General features: G+C 44.6%; 21 protein-coding genes. 11 read left to right on the top strand and 10 right to left on the bottom strand.

From position 1 onward, the window contains the following. Positions 1-58: 58 nt before the first annotated feature. The 8 genes from CJD36_RS12115 to CJD36_RS23090 all read left to right on the top strand — a co-directional run bounded on the left by CJD36_RS12115 (position 59) and on the right by CJD36_RS23090 (position 7,218). Positions 59-718, top strand: coding sequence for a hypothetical protein (locus CJD36_RS12115; protein WP_105039439.1), 660 nt, complete (start codon positions 59-61; stop codon positions 716-718). A 7-nt stretch (positions 719-725) separates the two neighbouring features. Then, complete coding sequence (locus CJD36_RS12110) at positions 726-1,829, top strand: tetratricopeptide repeat protein (RefSeq protein WP_105039438.1); 1,104 nt, start codon at positions 726-728, stop codon at positions 1,827-1,829. A 109-nt stretch (positions 1,830-1,938) separates the two neighbouring features. Further along, the gene (locus tag CJD36_RS12105; RefSeq protein WP_105039437.1) at positions 1,939-2,346 is read left to right on the top strand and encodes an RDD family protein; all 408 of its coding nucleotides are present in this window, start codon (positions 1,939-1,941) and stop codon (positions 2,344-2,346) included. Between the two features lie 71 nt (positions 2,347-2,417). Next, entirely contained in the window at positions 2,418-4,193 is a 1,776-nt protein-coding gene (locus CJD36_RS12100; protein ID WP_105039436.1) for an acyl-CoA dehydrogenase family protein, read from the top strand. 319 nt (positions 4,194-4,512) lie between these two features. Then, positions 4,513-5,097 carry an adenylate kinase gene (locus tag CJD36_RS12095; protein ID WP_105039435.1) on the top strand — a complete coding sequence of 195 codons (585 nt, stop codon included), beginning with the start codon at positions 4,513-4,515 and terminating at the stop codon, positions 5,095-5,097. Continuing rightward, positions 5,097-6,098 carry a GTPase ObgE gene (gene obgE, locus CJD36_RS12090; protein WP_105039434.1) on the top strand — a complete coding sequence of 334 codons (1,002 nt, stop codon included), beginning with the start codon at positions 5,097-5,099 and terminating at the stop codon, positions 6,096-6,098. Before CJD36_RS12095 ends, obgE begins: the two co-directional genes overlap by 1 nt. 69 nt (positions 6,099-6,167) lie before the next feature. Continuing rightward, on the top strand, positions 6,168-6,764 hold the full coding sequence (locus CJD36_RS12085) for a hypothetical protein (protein ID WP_133162620.1): 597 nt from the start codon (positions 6,168-6,170) through the stop codon (positions 6,762-6,764). A 34-nt stretch (positions 6,765-6,798) separates the two neighbouring features. Further along, complete coding sequence (locus tag CJD36_RS23090; RefSeq protein ID WP_145959414.1) at positions 6,799-7,218, top strand: hypothetical protein; 420 nt, start codon at positions 6,799-6,801, stop codon at positions 7,216-7,218. Position 7,219: 1 nt separating this feature from the next. Here CJD36_RS23090 and CJD36_RS12075 read toward each other — a convergent pair whose 3' ends face one another. The 6 genes from CJD36_RS12075 to CJD36_RS12055 form a co-directional block, all read right to left on the bottom strand. Then, positions 7,220-8,218, bottom strand: a complete 999-nt coding sequence (locus CJD36_RS12075) for a M28 family peptidase (RefSeq protein ID WP_105039431.1) — start codon at positions 8,216-8,218, stop codon at positions 7,220-7,222. A gap of 55 nt (positions 8,219-8,273) precedes the next feature. Further along, positions 8,274-8,789, bottom strand: coding sequence for a hypothetical protein (locus tag CJD36_RS12070; RefSeq protein ID WP_145959413.1), 516 nt, complete (start codon positions 8,787-8,789; stop codon positions 8,274-8,276). A 65-nt stretch (positions 8,790-8,854) separates the two neighbouring features. Further along, a complete protein-coding gene (locus CJD36_RS12065) occupies positions 8,855-9,817 on the bottom strand; it encodes a transketolase family protein (RefSeq protein WP_205685601.1) in 963 nt (320 codons plus the stop codon). A 124-nt stretch (positions 9,818-9,941) separates the two neighbouring features. Further along, positions 9,942-10,103 carry a hypothetical protein gene (locus CJD36_RS23255; protein WP_161499292.1) on the bottom strand — a complete coding sequence of 54 codons (162 nt, stop codon included), beginning with the start codon at positions 10,101-10,103 and terminating at the stop codon, positions 9,942-9,944. A gap of 60 nt (positions 10,104-10,163) precedes the next feature. Continuing rightward, the gene (locus CJD36_RS12060; RefSeq protein WP_105039428.1) at positions 10,164-10,754 is read right to left on the bottom strand and encodes a Uma2 family endonuclease; all 591 of its coding nucleotides are present in this window, start codon (positions 10,752-10,754) and stop codon (positions 10,164-10,166) included. Between the two features lie 39 nt (positions 10,755-10,793). After that, positions 10,794-11,132, bottom strand: coding sequence for a translation initiation factor (locus CJD36_RS12055; RefSeq protein WP_105039427.1), 339 nt, complete (start codon positions 11,130-11,132; stop codon positions 10,794-10,796). A 211-nt stretch (positions 11,133-11,343) separates the two neighbouring features. On the opposite strand from CJD36_RS12055, the gene CJD36_RS12050 reads away from it, so the two are divergent. From CJD36_RS12050 to CJD36_RS12040, 3 genes are all read left to right on the top strand, one after another. Beyond that, positions 11,344-11,895, top strand: a complete 552-nt coding sequence (locus CJD36_RS12050) for a ferritin (protein ID WP_105039426.1) — start codon at positions 11,344-11,346, stop codon at positions 11,893-11,895. Between the two features lie 163 nt (positions 11,896-12,058). Beyond that, positions 12,059-14,005, top strand: coding sequence for a transglutaminase domain-containing protein (locus CJD36_RS12045; RefSeq protein WP_105039425.1), 1,947 nt, complete (start codon positions 12,059-12,061; stop codon positions 14,003-14,005). Between the two features lie 63 nt (positions 14,006-14,068). After that, the gene (locus CJD36_RS12040) at positions 14,069-15,097 is read left to right on the top strand and encodes a hypothetical protein (RefSeq protein ID WP_105039424.1); all 1,029 of its coding nucleotides are present in this window, start codon (positions 14,069-14,071) and stop codon (positions 15,095-15,097) included. Positions 15,098-15,178: 81 nt separating this feature from the next. Here CJD36_RS12040 and CJD36_RS12035 read toward each other — a convergent pair whose 3' ends face one another. The 4 genes from CJD36_RS12035 to CJD36_RS12020 all read right to left on the bottom strand — a co-directional run bounded on the left by CJD36_RS12035 (position 15,179) and on the right by CJD36_RS12020 (position 18,962). Continuing rightward, on the bottom strand, positions 15,179-16,057 hold the full coding sequence (locus CJD36_RS12035; RefSeq protein WP_105039423.1) for a hypothetical protein: 879 nt from the start codon (positions 16,055-16,057) through the stop codon (positions 15,179-15,181). A gap of 22 nt (positions 16,058-16,079) precedes the next feature. Next, on the bottom strand, positions 16,080-16,958 hold the full coding sequence (locus CJD36_RS12030; protein ID WP_105039422.1) for a hypothetical protein: 879 nt from the start codon (positions 16,956-16,958) through the stop codon (positions 16,080-16,082). A 1-nt stretch (position 16,959) separates the two neighbouring features. Continuing rightward, a complete protein-coding gene (locus tag CJD36_RS12025) occupies positions 16,960-17,436 on the bottom strand; it encodes an RNA polymerase sigma factor (protein ID WP_105039421.1) in 477 nt (158 codons plus the stop codon). Positions 17,437-17,588: 152 nt separating this feature from the next. Next, positions 17,589-18,962 (bottom strand): hypothetical protein, encoded by a 1,374-nt coding sequence (locus CJD36_RS12020; protein ID WP_133162619.1) that lies wholly within the window; start codon positions 18,960-18,962, stop codon positions 17,589-17,591. Positions 18,963-19,015 lie beyond the last annotated feature (53 nt).

Raw genomic sequence — 19,015 nt, 5'->3', positions numbered from 1 at the left:
GAGGTGGCTTTTTTATGCTGTGTTCCTAAAGAGATTTTGCATAATTTTATTATTACTTATGAAAAAAATCCTGCTGCTACTATCATTATTGCCGCTACTGGCTACCGCGCAAAATGTGGCTACAACCACGCCCGCACCATCTGCTCCGAAAGAGAAATTGCTGGAGGGTTTTGCACAGGTAGGGTACGTTCATGAACTATGGATCGTTTCCAACAATCTGTCTTACGGTTACTCTTCACTCAGCTATACGGGCAATGGTTTTTATGTTGGTGGTGGGCTAAGATCGCGTATGAACAATAAACGTCCGTTTGGATTTGGCTTATCGCTGGACTACCTGCAGTATAACATGGACAAGACGCTGAATACGAACGAACGTGTACCGGTAGATTATAGCTTTCTACGCGCTACGCCTATGATCTTTTACAGGTTCAACTCTAAGTCTAAATTTACATTTACCGCCCGTGGAGATGTGGGCTGTATGGTGGCTACCACCAACAATGCACACAACTATCTGCAACTTGGCCTTAAGGGCTGCGTAGGCTACGGCGCCTATGAAGCTAATATAGGATTTAACTTCAGCCAGGCCGATGACGCACCTGCCACAGACCTTAACAGTAAATGGCGTGAGCAGATGTTTACGCTTGGCGTAACCTGCTACCCTGGCCGTATCCCGGGCTTCTTACCTCACCGGTCACCAAAGCCTGTAGTAACAAAATAATAGTCTTATGCGTATTGTACTTGCCTTTTTATCAAGCCTGCTTTACCTCTCTGCTTCTGCACAATCTGTGGAGCACTACAGGCAATTGGCGCTGAAGGGTAATGCTGCTGCGCAGGATAGTATGGGGCATTACTACAAAGAAGGGCTGGGGATTGAGAAAAATCTACAGGAAGCGTTTAAGTGGTATCTGCTCTCAGCGCAGCAAGGCAACATTTCGGCAATGGTAGATGTTGGGCATATGTACCTGGATGGAATAGGGACAGCAAAAGACCATGATGAAGCATTAAAGTGGTACGAGCAAGCAGCTAAAAGTAACGATGCCCGCGCACTATGCGCACTGGGGTATATGTACTCAAGCGGCAAGGGGCCAATGCTGGATTACACCAGGGCGATGACCCTTTTTCAACAAGCATCTGCAGCCGGATATGAAATGGCCGATTACAACATTGGATGGCTATACATGGATGGCAAAGGAGTGATGCCCGATGTGCCGCGTGCTGTAGCTATTTTCAACAAGCTGTGTGAAAAAGGAAACTCTGATGGAATGGAATACATGGGCCGCTTATACATGCTGGGCCGTGGCGTGGAGAAAGACACATTGAAAGGACTGCAACTGCTGGAAGCTGCAGCCGACAAAAAGAATAATGCTGCAATAGAACTGCTGGCTTGGGCTTATTTTGAACCAGTTGGCGTACAGCAGGACTCTGCAAAAGGTATACAGTGGCTGAAGAAAGCGGCACTGAACAATGACATACGCGCAGCCAATGTGTTGGGCAGAACATATTATGTGGGCATAGGCGTGCCGCAAGATTACAAAGAGGCCTACAGCTGGTTTCTTCTATCGGCAAAAAACGGCGATACCAGAGGGCAGGAATTTGTAGCCAGCATGCTTGATAAGGGCATGGGAGTGGACCAGAATACACCCGCGGCAATAGAATGGTATTATTCGGCCTACAGGCAAGGGAGTAAGTATGCGGCAGGTGCACTGGGGCAAATACTTTACACCGGCACAGGAGGACTGCAAGACAAGAAAAAGGGAAAAGAAATGCTGAATGAAGCCGCAAAATATGGCGATAAGAACGCCATTGAGTACTTGAAGAAGATCAAGTAGGCACTATCAATCAATTAGTTATTTATTTTATATTTTATAATTAATTATTTAAAAATTATTATTTGTCTGATTTTTAATTTAACTTGAAGTTGAATTAAAACGGCAGAGGATGGATAAAAATGTACTCAACGAACATACTACCAACTTCCCTAGCTTGCTGAGAAGATGTCAGGCAAATTTTATAGACAGAATCATCACCTATGCAATAATGGCGGTGTTACTTTATTTGGCATCTGAAGTAGATAATGATAATTGGCCGCTTAAAATATCTGCTATACTTATGGCACTTTCTTATGAACCATTGATGGTGAGTTTCCTGTGCAGAACCATAGGCCAAAGGATAACAGGTATCACAGTAGTATCGCTAACAGTAGATCAGAAAATATCACTACTTAATTCATTCACCCGTTTTGGATTAGGCATGATACTTGGCTGGATCTCCTTTCTGGCCATACATTCTAACAATGAACGCAGAGCATTGAATGACCTTGTTACAGACACAGTACTTGTGATCTGATCAACAACTGTTACCGCAATTTAACAACTCAATCACCCTGTTTTTTACTAGCTTTATAGAAACACATACACATGGCTTCTACAATGGCTTCTATACAAGGCGGCGGCTTCCTTATACAATCATCAACACCCGAAAATACTTTTACTCCGGAGGACTTTAATGAGGAGCAGCTTATGATAGCTGCCATGTGCACCGAGTTTCTTGAAAAGGATGTATTGCCCCACCTTAATGAAATAGACGACAAGAAAGAAGGGCTCATGCAGGAACTGCTTGATAAAGCAGGAAGTCTGGGCTTGCTGGGGGCAGGGTTTCCCGAAGCATACGGCGGACTTGGCGAAGACTTCATCACATCCACACTTATTACAGAGCAGCTGGGTGGTGGGCATTCATTCATTGTAGCAATGACGGCGCACAATGGCATTGGCTCGCTGCCTATTCTCTACTTTGGCACTGAAGCACAGAAGCAGCAATACATGCCTAAGCTGGCCACCGGCGAAATGAAGGGAGCCTATGCACTTACGGAGCCAGGATCAGGATCGGACGCGCTGGGCGCTAAGACCACTGCTGTGTTAAGTGCAGATGGTAACAGCTATGTGCTGAACGGACAAAAGATATGGATCACTAACGCCGGCTTTGCTGATGTGTTTACCGTATTCGCAAAGATAGACGGGGTGCAGTTTACAGCCTTTATTGTAGAGCGGGGCACACCCGGTTTATCTTACGGCGAAGAGGAGCATAAGATGGGCATAAAAGGCAGTAGCACCCGTCAGTTATTTTTTGAGAACTGTGTTATACCAAAAGAGAATTTATTGGGTGAAATTGGCAAGGGCCACGTTATAGCCTTCAACATTCTGAACATAGGCAGGTTGAAGCTGTGCGCAGCAACATCAGGAGGAGCAAAGCTTGCGGTAAAAACAACAGTGGCATATGCTAAGACGCGGGAACAGTTTAAGCAACCCATAGCCAACTTCGGGGCTATACAGCACAAGCTGGCTGAGATGGTGATCAAGCTGTTTGCCGCTGATAGCGCTATGTACCGCACTGCCAAATGGATAGACGATAAGGAGAATGCACTGGCAGCAGACGGTAAGCACGACAATGCCCTGCTAGGCGCCGCTGAGGAGTATGCAATTGAGTGCGCCATACTGAAAGTACTGGGATCTGAAGCGCTGGATTATGTAGTAGATGAAGGGGTGCAGATACATGGGGGTAATGGCTTTAGCGATGAATATAACATTAGTCGCGCCTACCGCGATGCCCGCATTAACCGGATCTTTGAAGGCACGAATGAGATCAACAGATTGCTGATACTGGACATGTACCTGAAGCGCGCCATGAAGGGCCGTATCAACATAATGGGTGCCGCCATGGATGTGCAGAAAGAGATGATGAGCATACCCGACTTCAGTGCAGACGATACACCTTTTGCTGCTGAACAAAAAGTAGTAGCCAATTTTAAAAAGGCCATACTCATGTGTGCCGGTGGTGCCGCACAAAAGCTGATGATGCAGCTGGAACACGAACAAGAGATATTGATGAACCTGGCCGATATGGCCATAGATACCTTTCAGGCAGAGAGTGTGTTGCTAAGGGCGATGAAGATGAAACAGGACGGAAACGACCTGGCAGATGTGGCTATGGATATAGCGCACACCTTCCTGTATGATGCCGCAGACCGCATTAACCACGCAGGCAAGGCCGCCATCAATGGTTTTGCCGAAGGGGATGAACAGCGCATGATGTTGATGGGTATAAAACGTTTTACCAAAGCAGATAATTATAACACAAAGGATGCCCGCAGAAGGATAGCTGCGGTGCTGATAGAAAAGGGGCAGTACTTTTTCTGATGAATTAGTTTACGTTAAACTAAAACAATAGGTTCGAATACGAAAGCGGGTAGTAAATCTCAAAGAGGTACACCCCGAGAGCCAAAGATTGCCATGGATTCGAGAACCTCACCATGACAATCTTTGGCGGTGCTGCGAATAATCCATTGTAAATATCCCAATACCTTGTTGCGTTAGCCAGACTTCCTAGCCCTTCAAATGTTAATTTATCTCACATTTTTCATATTTATTGATAAATAGGTATAGCTATTGTGGCAACAAAATATTTAAGTTCATAACTAATAGCTATTTTTGCGCGGTATATCAATTACGATTATTCATGTTTAACCTAGTGTTATTTGGCCCTCCGGGAAGCGGTAAGGGCACCCAGTCTGAAAATATTGTAAAAACCTACCAGTTGCAGCACATCTCTACAGGAGATCTTTTGCGCGATGAAGTAGCCCGTCATACCCCACTTGGCGTTGAAGCTCAGAAATATATGGATCAGGGCATTCTTGTTCCGGATGAGGTAGTGATAGGTATGATCAGCAGCAAAATAGATGAAACACCTGATGCCCGCGGATTTGTATTCGATGGTTTTCCACGTACACGTGCACAGGCTGAAGCATTGGACAAATTGCTGGAGTTCAAGAACACTAAGATAGATCTGGTTTTGGCACTGGATGTAAGCGAAACCGAGTTGATAAAGCGCCTTGTAGGCCGCGGTCTCACATCGGGCAGAAGCGATGATAATGAAGAGGTAATTACCAAGCGTATAAAGGAATACAGGAGCAAGACAGAACCTGTAGCCAGTTATTACGATGCTTACGGCAAATTGGAAACAGTAATGGGCAACCACCCTGTAGACGAAACGTTCAAGCTGTTGGCTAAGAATATTAACAAGTACATACTACCCGGAGCATAGTGGAGAGAGGAAATTTTGTAGACCATATACGTATATTCGTTCATTCTGGTAAGGGTGGTGCGGGTAGCGCGCATTTTGCACGCACCAAGTTCAATCCTATGGCTGGTCCCGATGGGGGTAATGGCGGCCGTGGTGGCCACATCATATTGCGGGGCAACTCGCAGTTGTGGACACTACTGCACATGCGTTACTTTAAGAACGTTATAGCCAAAGATGGTGTGAACGGTATAAAGAACAAGTGTACCGGTGCCGACGGAGAAGATATAATACTGGAAGTACCACTGGGCACTATAGCCATAGATGAGGAAACCGGAGAAACAGAAGCAGAGATACTGGAAGACGGACAGGAGATAGTGTGGATACCGGGAGGCCGTGGCGGCTTAGGTAACTACAACTTCGCCACCTCTACCAACCAGGCACCTGACTACGCACAACCAGGCGAGCAAGGAATAGAAGGCAACAAGGTACTGGAATTGAAGATACTGGCAGACGTAGGTCTGGTAGGCTTCCCTAATGCCGGTAAGTCTACCCTGCTATCTGTAGTGAGCGCAGCCAAACCTAAAATAGCCAATTACGCATTTACCACACTTGTACCGCAACTGGGTATTGTAGCCTATAAGGATAACCGTTCGTTCTGCATGGCAGATCTTCCGGGTATCATAGAAGGTGCTGCTGAAGGTAAAGGTCTTGGACATCGTTTCTTGCGCCATATAGAGCGTAATGCTGTGTTGTTGTTGCTGATACCTGCCGATAGCGATGATCATGCACGTGAGTATGAGGTGCTGATGAATGAGCTGGAAGAGTACAACCCCGAGCTGCTGGACAAGGAAATGATACTGGCCATCAGCAAAAGCGAAATGCTGGATGATGAGCTAAAAGAAGGCATCATCAACTCACTACCTGAAGATGTAGAACCCGTTTTCATCTCATCATTAACTAATCAGGGTATTGGTGAATTGAAGGATAGGATATGGGAAGCATTGACTGCGGTGAATGAATAAAAGATAATCAATAGAAATAGTAACTTAGGCAAGCGATATCGCTTGCCTATTGTTTTTATAATGCCTGCCATGAGAATAATCGTTCTAATTCTTTTATTTTGTTCTTCATTCTGCTTTGCTCAAAACAAGGTGAATGAGAAGGGGCAGAAGTATGGGCATTGGGAGCACATTGATTCCTTTGCCATCGTATACCGGAATACAGGCAACTACAAAATTGTCAGTATCGCTGCCTTCAATACTACTACATGGCGACAAGATTATGATCGCAAAGATGGTAAAATGTCGGTGCGCAATGGTATGTGGTTGGGATACAACATAGCAGGCAAGAAGGTACAGGAAGAGGACTATAGTGATGGCATATGCAAAATTGTAAAGGATTATGATAGTGCCGGTAATCTAACCTCACTTACATATATCGACACTTTGGGCAATGGAAAAAAATGGACGATCTCATATAGAGGCGGACGCCCATTTGCAAAATGGCCATATAATGGATGCCCATGTGATGTGGTCTACTATCCCGAATCAAAACTTCACATATCTAACGCTGAATTTGACCATGAGGGCAATTTCATGTCAGATACGGTTTGGGATGAGATGGTTACTTTGCGGGCGACGGACGACATAGAGATAATGGGTAATAAGCAAGGCAGTCGATATTTTTGACCGTAGCCACAACGCAGTATCTATGCCGGTTCGTATGAAAAAGGGAGATACCGCATCGTGGCTGCTACGGTATCACGCGCGAGCGGCGACTTACACCGGTGAAGACACAATTCAACTGCTGACGTCCGACACAACGATCTACAAAATTTATTGTTTTGAGCGTATAAGTCATTTATCTCCTTATAATATAGGCGATATTCGTATAATAGCGCTAAGTGCATTAAAAGACAAGTACCTTTTTATTGAAACACGGGGAGAGGACGGATATACATATATTAAGTCCGCCTGCATCACGGGTATTGCAGGAAAACAAGACTGTATATCCTATGATTACCATAAAACCGGGAAATTGGATATAAGTAAATACGAACCTGGAAATTATGGTCTTCTGCTTGAGACCAGCGGTTTTGGTGAGGTTAAGAATCGAGTGATAACTCTTGTGATAACGAAATGAATCACATCGCCTTATTCCCCGCACTCTCATAGATTACCTGTAGCAAAGTTTGCCCTACGGCCTTAAGGGTGTTTTTGTCTATGATCTGCATATTATCGTTGTGGGTGTGCCAGTGCGCGGGAAAGGGTGATTGCGGATTCTGGCTGAGGTTGATGATGTCAATGGTTTTGATGCCTGTTATCTTGTTTACAGGATCATGATCATCTACGATTGCCGGGCCTTCTGTATAGGGGAAGTAGGATGAGAACCCTGCATGGCCGGCAGCCTGCCATACCATCTGCTGCACACCATCGGCATACTGGCGCGACACACCCTCCAGCAGGAACTGCGCGCCACGTGCGCCTACCATATCCAGCAGTATGCCAAATTCAGCCTTATAGCCTGCTACATGCGGGTTTCTGCACCAGTATTGAGTGCCCAGGCAGTAAGAATCTTCTCCCCATACGTCTTTGCCGTAATCTTCTACATCTGTCAATAATATGTCTATGCCCAGGTCGGGAGAAAGCCCCATTTTCTTCACTTGCCTGGCTACTTCTATCAGCACCCCTACCCCGCTGCCACCATCGTCTGCAGCAAGCACAGCTTTGTCTTTATCTTTTGTATCCTGGTCGGCCCACGGGCGGCTATCCCAGTGGGTAAGGAAGAGTATGCGTCTTTGTGCTTTGGGGTTGATGCTGCCAATGAGGTTGATGCAGGGCAGTTCTTTCTTGTCGCCGCCTGTTACTTTTACGTTCTGTATATAAACAGTATCGCATACCTGCTTGAGTTGTTGCTCCATCCATGCGGCACATTTTTTCTGCGCCTCAGAGCCGGGCGTGCGCGGCCCGAATGCAACCTGCGTAGCCACCGCATTGTATGCGCTATCGGCTTCAAAGGTTGGTGTTTTTACCTGTGCTACCGGTGGTGTTGCAGTTGCCTCGTCTTTCTTTTGTTCATCTTTACACGACTGCAAAAGGAAAACGGGCAGCAATACAGGCATCAGCAGATAAATGGATCTCATAAAAAAACCGGCTATTAGCAGCCGGTTTCAAAATTAAGTTATTTGGCTTAGAACACTACCTCCGCATATTGCGCTTGAAGGTCACCCTATCCTTGCGGATCGGGATCTCCTGCACCTGGTCTCCGGCGCTTATAGAAATGGTATCTATATTGCAATGTGCATTCTTGGTTTCAACAACTATATACCCTGTCACCATTGCACCCGGCTCTATACTTGCCACTCGCGAAAGAAGGCTGTCGGAGAAAACAGGATCCTGACTATCAACATTCCATTTCTCTGAAATTGCCCTGTATCGTATATCTGTAATAATAGGCAATGCAGGTATTGTTTCAATCACTACATCATCAAGATCAGTATCCGTTTTATTCTCTATAGTAATGCTCAGAAATATGTAATCTTTACCCGCATAAGTATTTACAAATGACGTTACATAATTCATGATTATGTTGAACGCCTTTTTCGAGATCTCTACCGGCGCTATGGCCTTGGGCTTGCGGTTTAACTTCACTACAATACTCAGTATTGCAGCTATAGCCAGCACAATACCCAAAACAATAAAGAAGGCGGTCATATTCATAGATTCTACTTTAATGGCAAATTATCCCTCTTTCAAAAACATGCCACGGCGTTTCTTTATTAACCATTTTTGCGGCTTATGGCTTTTTCAGCAGCTGCAACAATGTGAGCAGTTGTCAAACCATATTTATCCAACAGTTGATTAGGTGTTCCGCTTTCGCCGAATGTGTCCATTACCGCTACATACTCATGCGGCACAGCGCAATTGCGTGACGCTACATTGGCAACGCTGTCACCCAGTCCCCCGTTAATCTGGTGTTCTTCAGCGGTAACCACGCAACCTGTTTTGGTCAATGACTTAATGATAGCAGCTTCATCAAGCGGCTTGATGGTGTGCATGTTGATGAGATCAACAGAAATACCCTTTGCTGCCAATATCTTAGCCGCCTCTACCGAGCGCCACACCATGTGTCCGCAGGCAATGATGCTAACATCAGTACCTTCAGCCAGTACCTGTGCCTTACCCAGTTCAAATACCTGGTCTTCGGCAGTAAAGTTTGGCCACTTGGGGCGACCAAAACGCAGATAAACAGGGCCATGATACTCAGCAATAGCTATAGTAGCTGCCTTTGTCTGGTTGAAATCGCAGGGAACAACAACTGCCATACCCGGCAGCATCTTCATCATGCCTATATCTTCCAGCACCTGGTGAGTAGCGCCATCTTCACCCAGGGTAAGACCCGCGTGAGAAGCACATATTTTTACATTCTTATCGCTATAGGCTACCGACTGACGGATCTGGTCGTAAACACGCGAAGTAGAGAAATTAGCAAACGTAGTGGTGTACGGGATCTTACCGCCAATGGTCAATCCGGCTGCAACGCCTATCATGTTGGCTTCGGCTATACCACACTGTATAAAACGATCAGGAAATTCCTTGATAAAGGCATTCAGCTTCAGTGAGCCTGCAAGATCGGCGGTGAGTGCAACCACATTAGGGTTGCGGCGACCCGCCTCTAAAATACCTTCTCCGAACCCTCCGCGGGTCTCTTTTTCATTTAATATCTGTATATCTTCTAACATGATGTAGTAGCAATGAGCCGCAAAAATACGTTTATCATTTGGTTATTGAAAATGGGATTTTCAATGAGAATTAGCGCCGAAAAACAAATTATGAAGTATACCTAACTACTTTTAGTTGCCACCTCTAGCCTGGAACATTCTCAACTTGAGACGTGCTATTATTTTCCCGTCTTTGATGAATTGCCTTCAAATCACTTTCTATCAATAAAAAAATAGCCATCAAATGCTCTTCATCGGCGAGATCAACATATTCATGAAGTTTCCTTCTCAGCTCAATAATATCCATATTTATAGGTTGTTACAAATTTGTAGTACGATTTAAGGTTTGTTGGCATTTTGACCAGTCTTATTCACTTTCATATCCAACAAAAATTTCGTTCACATCAAATGAAAAGCCTTCCAATACGCCTGAGGATACACGATCTCCGGTAACATAAAAGCGGGAAGCGGCGAACTTGCCATCGCTGAGTGTATAGATCATCAAAGTTTTTTCTGTTGGAAAGATCACCCAATATTCCCTTACTCCTGCCTCCTGATAAACTTCGTACTTTAATTTCAGCTCCTTTTCACTATTAGATGGTGACAGAATCTCCATAACAATATCGGGTGCGCCTATACAGCCCTTCTTGTCAATTTTCGTAGGTTCGCAGATAACGCAGATATCGGGTTGAACAACTGTAATAATGTCTTTATCCTCCCTGGATCTGCGAGGGATACGTACATCGAACGGGGCACTAAAAAACTGGCATGGCTTACCTTTCAAAAACTGCCATAGCAGGCCTGAAACCTCTCTTGAAATGACCTGGTGGGCAGATGTAGGTGCAGGGCTCATTTTAAAAATGCGCCCCTTTATCAGTTCTATGCGTTCTTCAAACTTCCACTTATAGTAGTCTGCGTAGGTGTAAACCTTATTTATGTCCAGATCAGCCAGCTTCATTTGCTCAAAACTAATTAAATATTATAAAATTCAGGTTTATCATTTGGTTAAAACATACCCCCATTCCTTAAGCCATGTAAGCACTTTTACCTTGTAGTCGCCTTGTATAATTATGTACCCATCTTTTATGCTGCCGCCGGCACCGCACTTGGTTTTCAGCTGCTTGCCAAGGGCCTCCATATCTTCCTCAGAGCCTACAAAACAATCTACCATTGTTACCACTTTGCCGGCGCGTTGCTTGGTATCGAGTGTTACCCTTAGTTTTTGTTTTTCCTTGGGCAGGGTATCTACAGGTCCATCGGCCGGAAAATCGTTGAAGAAATCCTTGTTGGTTGAATAGGCCAGGCCATCGGGGCGTGAAGATGTTTTTTTAGACATGGTTATGCAATTAGCTGCTGTAAAGATAATAGAAAAAGAGAGCATGAGCGAAAGAGCGGAGAGCGGTGCTATAAGCAAGGATTTTTAGCCAGGTTACGCTATAGTGTTACGCAGGGCAGGGCGAGCCCAGCCCCTACCGCAATTATCCGCCCTTCCTTTGGCAGGGTTTTTATATTGTTAGTTACACACTTCACTTTAAAACAGTTAGACCATGAATACCAACAGACTTTCCAAGACGCTTGCCAAAGCACTGAATGACCAGATGACCAAAGAAGCACATGCTGCGCAGATCTACTTATCGTACGCAGCATGGGCCGATGACCAAGGCTATGCGGGTGTGGCCAACTTCTTGTTCAGGCATGCACATGAAGAGCGCAACCATATGATGAAGTTCCTGGAATACATACTGGAGCGCGGGGCAAAAGTGATAGTGACTGCTATTCCGGCACCTCCTTCCGACCCTTCAAGTATCAACAACTGTTTCGAAAAAGTGTTTCAGCATGAGGTTGATAATACCAATGCGGTGTACAACATAGTAAACCTGGCACATGAAGAAAGAGACTGGGCTACTTTCAACTTTATGCAGTGGTTTGTAAAAGAACAGCTGGAAGAGGAAACACTGGCGCAGACCCTGATGGACAAGATAAAGATAGCCGGTGGCGAAAATGCCAAATCTGATGCACTTTATGCACTGGATAAAGACCTTGAAAAAACGCCCGATGATGCAAAAACCGCAGAAAAGGCGACCGAAGAAAAACCATAACATGTTTCACTCCGGGGTGATTTTTCCGGGGGATATACAAAAACTGAAAGGCGCATGCAGGCAAATACCCTGTATGCGCCTTTTCAATTAGCAGATATAGCGATGTATTAGTAACTAAAAGTGACTACATTTATCCGGTTTTTTCCGTTAGTAACACTTTTCTATGCGCACACTTCTATTATCACTATTGTTCTTATTGCCCGTCACTCTATTTGGCCAGATAAAGGTGGACACCGTTGTGGGCGTTTCCATGGCACGCGGTGGCAAAGATTATAAATCGGTAGCTCATGCCCTATGCGATGGCCTGCAGGGCGATCAGCTTAAAGCCAATGCCATATACAACTGGATAACTCATACTATAAAATATGATGTAAAAAAAGTGCAGTCGGGCAAGATAAAGCCGGATAAGATAGAAACTGTGATGAAAACGCATATTGCTGTGTGCGATGGTTATGCCAAAGTGTTTACCGCTATGTGCAATGAGGTAGGTCTGAAAGCAGTAAATGTAGATGGCTACGCCAAAGACTGGATATTTGACAATGGTGATCAGCTAACCATACCCCGACACCTGTGGAGTGCGGTATTGGTGAGCGCACAGTGGCAGTTGGTTGACCCTACGTGGGGAGCAGGACACTTGGTACAGGCGCCCACCGTTATGCGGAAGATCATCAACAAGGTGACCTTTAAAAAGGTTACCTACGCCAAGAAACTGAAATTTGAGTTCAAGTATGATCCTCAGTATTTCATGCAAGACCCTGAAACATTCAGACTAAAGCATTTACCCGCAGATCCATATTGGCAGCTCACAGACACAGCCATGCCGCTGTCCGTTTTCGAAGCAGGAGACAGCGCCATTCTTGCCTTTAATAAGATCAGCGAAACAAGACAAAACAGCAGTGAACTGATGCGCATAAGTACGCTTGATGAAGATTCAGTAAAGTATGAATCGAGCGACCGTGCGTATACATTTAATGAGCGCTTTCCTGTAGCACTGGCATTGAAACAAACAGCGAGGGTAGATGCTGATGTGGCGCGTGTACTGAAAGAGAAAGACCCGGAGAAAGGACAGGAAATGTGGAAAGACGCTGAGAAGGCATTGAAGATAGCAGAGGCGCATATAAAGGAGCAGAAGAAGTTTTTCCCCGACCAGTACAACATTCTGAAGAAGAAGAACAGGACAAAGAACATTGATGCAAAGCAGTACATGATGCAAATAAAGACCGACGATAAGAAGTTGGCCGCACAGAGCAACAAGTACCAGCGCAATGCAGTGACCAAAGCCAATAAGGTAGTCAAGAAATATAACCAAACACAGCAGCGCAAACGCGGGCTGAATCCTAAAAAGATAAATAATCTGGAGCCTGCCAAAACACAGAAATCGGCTAAGTCGCCTGAGATGCTTGCCATCTCTGATTCTATATCGGCCAGGGAAAAAAGAATTGATTCTTTAGATAAAGACCTGGAGCAGCGCGCACTAGTGATCAATAATTACAAAGAAATGAATAAGCTAAGGCTTGACTCATTGGCCACTTGTCTCGTCCTGTCCGACTCCTTCCTGATGGGTGAAGCCAAAGCCCGCCTGCAGATGCACGACAATTACGACGACGAGGTGATCAAATGGAGCTCGCTGTACAAAACAGAAAAGTACAAAGTAGCAGATACACTGCACAAGTATTACGTTACCTACTATGATACTATAGTGATACGCAGCGAGGAGCGCCAGAAGGTAAAGGCCATGCAGCTGGACGCCTATAAGAAGAACATCAGCGATATAGAGAAGTATGCCAAATGGAACACATCTGACACCGCGATCACAGACAAGTATGCCGATGTAGTGAACACTTATATAGAGCGCATAGACTCTAACTGCAAAGAGATGCTGGAAACAACAGCTTATATAAAGGGCAATAAGAAATTATTCTATAGCCTTGAAAAACTCTACAAGCGCCAGCTGGTGATAGTGGGCTATATGAGTAATGTAGAGGAGATAAGAAAGAAGCTGGAACTGGGCACCATACTGGCCAAGCAGTCGATGGATGTAAATGAGAACAAACAACAGGCAACGAGTGTGAAAGGTGCGATAAAGAGGATGGAGAAGGTGTATAAGTAGGGGAAGTTAACTTAAAAGTAAAAAGTGAAAACTAAAAAGTGTTTACTGCATTATTCTAGACACATGCGCCCCATACTTTCCTCAGCCCTACTAGTTACTATAGTCGCCATATCTGGTTGCGGACGAATCAATAATAATGAAGATGCAGAGTTTCCCAAGGTAATACCAATTGGCAGTCTCAGCAATACCTTTTTTGTACCCTCACTTAACAACGACGCACCTTCAACCGGCAATGTGATCTATACACCGGTCTTCCTGTTTGCCTGGAATGAATTGAGACAGGCATTGGGTGGAACGTTCACAATGGAGAAAGCAGATAAAATGCTACAGGAAGCAGACACAACAACCTTATTCAAAAGTGCACTTACACCAGGCGAATACGAGACAAAGGTAAATGCAGATGACGGGGCTGTGCAACTCTCCGCCTATTTTAAAAAGGCTCTCCCATTCATTGAAACAATGGACACCGTTGATAAGGGGCAGCCCTTTGCATTCTATGGCTATCCTATAAAAGCATTTGGCATGCTGCATTACAACGAAAAGATAGCAGCGCAGATTGCCATATTATACTACCGCACCAATGACCATTTTATAATTAAGATCACACCTAAAGATCAGGCACAGGAAGTTATTTTGGCGAAGGGGCTGACCAATGAACGGACTCTAGCGGGACTGCTCGCCGAGACAGATAAACTGATAAAGGTTGGCGCAGCCGAGCAGAAGAGTAAAATGAAAGAGGACAAATACAGGCTTAACCCTATCGACCAGGTTGTTATCCCTGTGCTCCGCTTCAATCTTGAAAAGGATTATACCGACTTTGCCGGTACTTTATTACACCATTCAAAAAAAACGAACACGCTCTTATCCGCTACTCAGCGCACAGCTTTTGTGCTCGATGAACACGGAGCCAAGGTAGAATCTGAAGTAACAGTGTCCACCGATTCAATGCCAGACATTAACATTAGAAGACCCGACCTTTCAAAATTACTCTGGTTCGATAAACCATTTGTAGTCATTCTCCGTAAGACTGGTATCAGCCAACCCTACCTGATGATGAAGATTGAGAATACAGAATTGATGGTGAAGAGGTAAACGCGGATATGCCTATCAACAAAAAAGCCCGTTCACAGTTGCGAACGGGCAATAAAATGGTGAAGAGATGATGGGGGCTGATCAGATACCGATAAGTTTTATACCTATTGATATTGGGTGTTGGTCTATGTTGTTGTTTTTGTAGATGGAGGTAAGCTGGTAAGAGCCATAGAAACGGATAACATCATCTATACCTATTTCAGCAGTAAGGCAGCTGTTGAAATCGTTCAATCCGAAATCATCGTGCATCTTTACCTTACCACGTGCATCAGATTTTTGTTTGGTCCAGGCCGAGATCCTGTAGCCTGCGGTGATGCCTGCGCCATATACTAACCATGTACTTTTTTTGCCACTTTCAGACTTGTGTATCCTTGTTCTAAAGGTGAAGGTCAAAGGCACATTCAGATAATCAATAGCCAGCTTGTTCTTAGTGAATGATATTGTGTCTTGTATAATAGACGGGGTCTTGGTATAGCTGATGTTATTGTCGTAGCGGAAGTTATATATCTGTAATCCCAAACCCGATGATATAGTGAGTTTCTGCGCCTTGTGATCTATTGCTTTAAACGCACGCAGCCAGTATACATTGAAATTTATAGACTTAGCCTGGTTAAGATTGAACAACTGTGCATTCTTCTTTGCGCCCGGCACATTAGACAGATAATTGATCACGCTGGGGTCGTTATAGTTGGTATTGTCCTGTAAAAAATTGGCACCCAGATTTACAGAGATGGTACTGAAGAAACGCCTAGCTGCTTTCTTCTTCTTCCATGTGCTATCGTTACTACCCATGTATATGCCGTCGTTAGATATGGTGATGGCATTACGGTGTAACTTCTTTTTACCTGCTGTATCTGTAGTGGTCACCTCGGTTTTTACGGTAGTAGTGGTTTGCGCAAAGGTGTTGCCGGCCAGTAATAATGCGGTGGTAGCTATAATGGTGCTGAATGTATATTTCATAACTTGTTGTTGTTAGTGTTGGTTAAAATGATACGATCAAATTTTTGTGTTCTACTCTTAGTGACAGATGCTTCTTGCTGATGTTCTCAGTGACATTCTCTTTAAACTCACTTATCTGCTCACACTTATTGGCAACTGCCAGGGCTACGTTGGAAAGGCTCTTCTTTTTGCTCTCTTCGAGTGGTAGCCTGTCTATCCAGGAGCGCTTTTCTTCGTTTTCTATTTGAGGCAGTTCATAACCGGGAACATTTACCGTGGCGACTGCTGCTGGTTGTGTTTTTTCTACCGGCAATTCATTGAACTTGCTGACCGGCACACTATACATGGTCTGCTGTGTTCTTGTTGTTACGGCAAGACCTTCGTTGTCATTGTGCTTCTGTACTTGCTTTACTTTTGCTACTCCTGTAGTGTTATCTATTGGTAATGTCTTAATTGCTTTTTCCTGCTTAGGTGTTTGTACCTGTGCCGGCGCATCATTTACAGATGTCGGTGTTGTATTGTTTACCAGCTGTTCTTTAGGATTGTTTGTGATCGTTGGCTTTATGCTGTCAACCGGTGTGTTGGTAGCTACAGGTGGTAAGTCCTGATTACTACTATTACCCTGGCGCAATGCGAACACTGTGCAAACTATGAGGGCTGCCACACCTGCGGCTACTGCATACGTCCTGAAACGCGGCAGAGCAATTACTTTCTTTTCGGCCAGTGGCTTCATCAGCGATTCCTTCTGCTTATACACCAGGGAATGATCGGGTGTAAGGCGTACGGTCTCGTAGAGGGCCATCTCGGCTTTAAGCGTGGGGTTGTCGTTGAGGAATGCCTGCAATGCCACTTCTTCGTGCGGTTGCAACTCGCCGTCGGCGTGCATCATCATGTATTCCTCGTAGTTTTCCAGCGTTATCATATTATATCACGTGTTCTACACTTACCAAATAATCTTTTAGTGTTTTGCGTGCGCGGTGCAGGTACACTTTCACCTGTGATTCGGAGAGGTCAGTTATTTGCGCTATTTCTTCATAGCGGTATCCTTCGTAGTCTTTCAGCAGCACCAGTGCCCGGGCCTGATCATCGAGCTGAGCCAATGCCCTTTCCAACACCCTCTTCAGGTCGGGGTTAGATTGGGTATAGCTTTCTTCCGGTGCATCGACATAGGAAATTCGCGACTTTTTCCTGTAATTATCTATCGACTGCCTGTAAGCCACCTGGAATAAAAAAGGTTTTGCTTTTCCTTCCTGTATGTCTTCTTTTTTCTGCCAAAGAACTTCAAAACTGTTTTGTACCACATCATGCGCATCATCTGCATTTCCGGTGCATTTGCAGGCAAACCGAAAAAGGGCATCTGACCATTCCTGTACGCATGTATTGTACTCTCTAACGTTCATTCGTATATAAATCGGCGGTTGAAAGAAAAAGTTACAAAAAACTAAAAATATTTTTTTGTTTAATGATGATTCACGCAAAGGACGCGAAGATTATGCGCGAAGAGACGCAAAGATGTCTTTTTTTGAGGGCGCAAAGGTGTTCTGGAAACCCCTCACTTCCTGTCAAAACGCTCCTTAATTTCTTCGTTCAGGTTGTGTTCGGGCATCAGGTATTTATCCACCTGGGCATTATCGATCTTCGTTTTTCCGAATATCTTCCAATAAAATGCTTTAGACATGCGATCGGCGTGAAGAATAAACAGGCCGTATTGGTAGGACTGGAACATATTCAGCGTGATCAGGCAACTGAACACAACCAGCATAGCCCCGGTAAGCACTTTCTTTTTTAAAGATAGTACACGCTCTGCTAGCGCTCCCAGCGGTAGAGCCATCACTGCCAAAGATTCTACCATGCCCCGCGCACTAAAGCCGCCACCATACCACCAATTGCGCCAGCTAAATACCACGTAAATGATAATAATAAAATATAAAATGAATGCGGAAGCCAATGTCTTTTGCTTCTTCCAAAGGAAAAATAGTCCGGCAATGCCCAAAAGCGCCATTGGGGTATATACAAACCAGCCTTTTTGATAGCTGAATAACCCTGCCCATATTTTCGGTTTCAGGAAGTTAAAGCCATCATTCTGATAAGAAAAGAAGATCCAGTGGCCGGAGGTGTACTTCCAGTAGCTCATTTGTATCATTGCCACGGCAAGGAAGCAAATCATAGCTATGGCTATGTGTTTACTTTGTTTGGCCAGATAGCTTAACCTGAGTTTTAGCGATTCCAGGCTATTTACTTCCCACAAAAGTGTAATGAGGAATATGATTATGGCTATAGGCCTTGTTATAACAGCCAGGCCTGCCAGTGCACCCAGCATATATAATTGCGAAGGTTTGCCCTGCGCATACCACCGCTGTGTGTAATATAATATGCAGCTAAGTATTACGAACACGTAAGGGTGACTCATACCCGGAATAAAAGTGCTGTATGTATACAGGTTGGTGCCAAAGGCAATACAAGCCAATACTATAGCGGTAACCGTGTCTGTAAAATACACTTTCAGAAAACGCCGCAGCACAAACAAGCCAAGCATTACCCATAAAATATTACTTAGCCTCCCGGCTATTTGGAACGGCACACTGTATCCATCAGGATTATACCCTGCCACATTATCGCTCCATGCCCAGGCTATCAGGAAGCAGGGCAATTCGAATAATGAGGTGCCAATGGCATACATATTGGTTCTTCTACCTGTCTGTGGTTGATCAAAAACATAATAGGTATCGGGGCTTACCCCAAAATCGGCCTCTGCCTGCTTATGAAAACCCATTTTTCCTAGATCGTGATAAAGGAAAGTAGCAGGCAGATACATGTAATATCCGTCCACATCATAGCCATACATATTTCCCTTCCATTCCTCACGGTTGAAAAATATATAAATACTTATAAATGCAAACAGGAAAACGACTAGTCTGGATTTCACTGTGTAAATATATTAAATAGCTGCTTGGCTACGTAATCTACAATAGTCAGAGT

Source organism: Flavipsychrobacter stenotrophus (assembly GCF_002954265.1).
In the GTDB taxonomy this organism is placed as follows: Bacteria; Bacteroidota; Bacteroidia; order Chitinophagales; family Chitinophagaceae; genus Flavipsychrobacter; species Flavipsychrobacter stenotrophus.
Note: the sequence above shows the minus strand (reverse complement) of the source record. Positions and strands in the feature narration are given on the sequence as shown.

What these genes read in the sequence shown, in the direction of transcription:
- CJD36_RS12045 (WP_105039425.1), top strand. Translation starts at nt 12,059, where the DNA reads ATGCGCACACTTCTATTATCACTATTGTTCTTATTGCCCGTCACTCTA.
- CJD36_RS12025 (WP_105039421.1), bottom strand. Translation starts at nt 17,436, where the DNA reads ATGAACGTTAGAGAGTACAATACATGCGTACAGGAATGGTCAGATGCC.
- CJD36_RS12105 (WP_105039437.1), top strand. Translation starts at nt 1,939, where the DNA reads ATGGATAAAAATGTACTCAACGAACATACTACCAACTTCCCTAGCTTG.
- CJD36_RS12050 (WP_105039426.1), top strand. Translation starts at nt 11,344, where the DNA reads ATGAATACCAACAGACTTTCCAAGACGCTTGCCAAAGCACTGAATGAC.
- CJD36_RS12040 (WP_105039424.1), top strand. Translation starts at nt 14,069, where the DNA reads ATGCGCCCCATACTTTCCTCAGCCCTACTAGTTACTATAGTCGCCATA.
- CJD36_RS12060 (WP_105039428.1), bottom strand. Translation starts at nt 10,754, where the DNA reads ATGAAGCTGGCTGATCTGGACATAAATAAGGTTTACACCTACGCAGAC.
- CJD36_RS23255 (WP_161499292.1), bottom strand. Translation starts at nt 10,103, where the DNA reads ATGGATATTATTGAGCTGAGAAGGAAACTTCATGAATATGTTGATCTC.
- CJD36_RS12065 (WP_205685601.1), bottom strand. Translation starts at nt 9,817, where the DNA reads ATGTTAGAAGATATACAGATATTAAATGAAAAAGAGACCCGCGGAGGG.
- CJD36_RS12100 (WP_105039436.1), top strand. Translation starts at nt 2,418, where the DNA reads ATGGCTTCTACAATGGCTTCTATACAAGGCGGCGGCTTCCTTATACAA.
- CJD36_RS12030 (WP_105039422.1), bottom strand. Translation starts at nt 16,958, where the DNA reads ATGATAACGCTGGAAAACTACGAGGAATACATGATGATGCACGCCGAC.
- CJD36_RS12075 (WP_105039431.1), bottom strand. Translation starts at nt 8,218, where the DNA reads ATGAGATCCATTTATCTGCTGATGCCTGTATTGCTGCCCGTTTTCCTT.
- CJD36_RS12085 (WP_133162620.1), top strand. Translation starts at nt 6,168, where the DNA reads ATGAGAATAATCGTTCTAATTCTTTTATTTTGTTCTTCATTCTGCTTT.
- CJD36_RS12110 (WP_105039438.1), top strand. Translation starts at nt 726, where the DNA reads ATGCGTATTGTACTTGCCTTTTTATCAAGCCTGCTTTACCTCTCTGCT.
- CJD36_RS12070 (WP_145959413.1), bottom strand. Translation starts at nt 8,789, where the DNA reads ATGACCGCCTTCTTTATTGTTTTGGGTATTGTGCTGGCTATAGCTGCA.
- CJD36_RS12035 (WP_105039423.1), bottom strand. Translation starts at nt 16,057, where the DNA reads ATGAAATATACATTCAGCACCATTATAGCTACCACCGCATTATTACTG.
- CJD36_RS12055 (WP_105039427.1), bottom strand. Translation starts at nt 11,132, where the DNA reads ATGTCTAAAAAAACATCTTCACGCCCCGATGGCCTGGCCTATTCAACC.
- CJD36_RS23090 (WP_145959414.1), top strand. Translation starts at nt 6,799, where the DNA reads ATGAAAAAGGGAGATACCGCATCGTGGCTGCTACGGTATCACGCGCGA.
- CJD36_RS12095 (WP_105039435.1), top strand. Translation starts at nt 4,513, where the DNA reads ATGTTTAACCTAGTGTTATTTGGCCCTCCGGGAAGCGGTAAGGGCACC.
- CJD36_RS12115 (WP_105039439.1), top strand. Translation starts at nt 59, where the DNA reads ATGAAAAAAATCCTGCTGCTACTATCATTATTGCCGCTACTGGCTACC.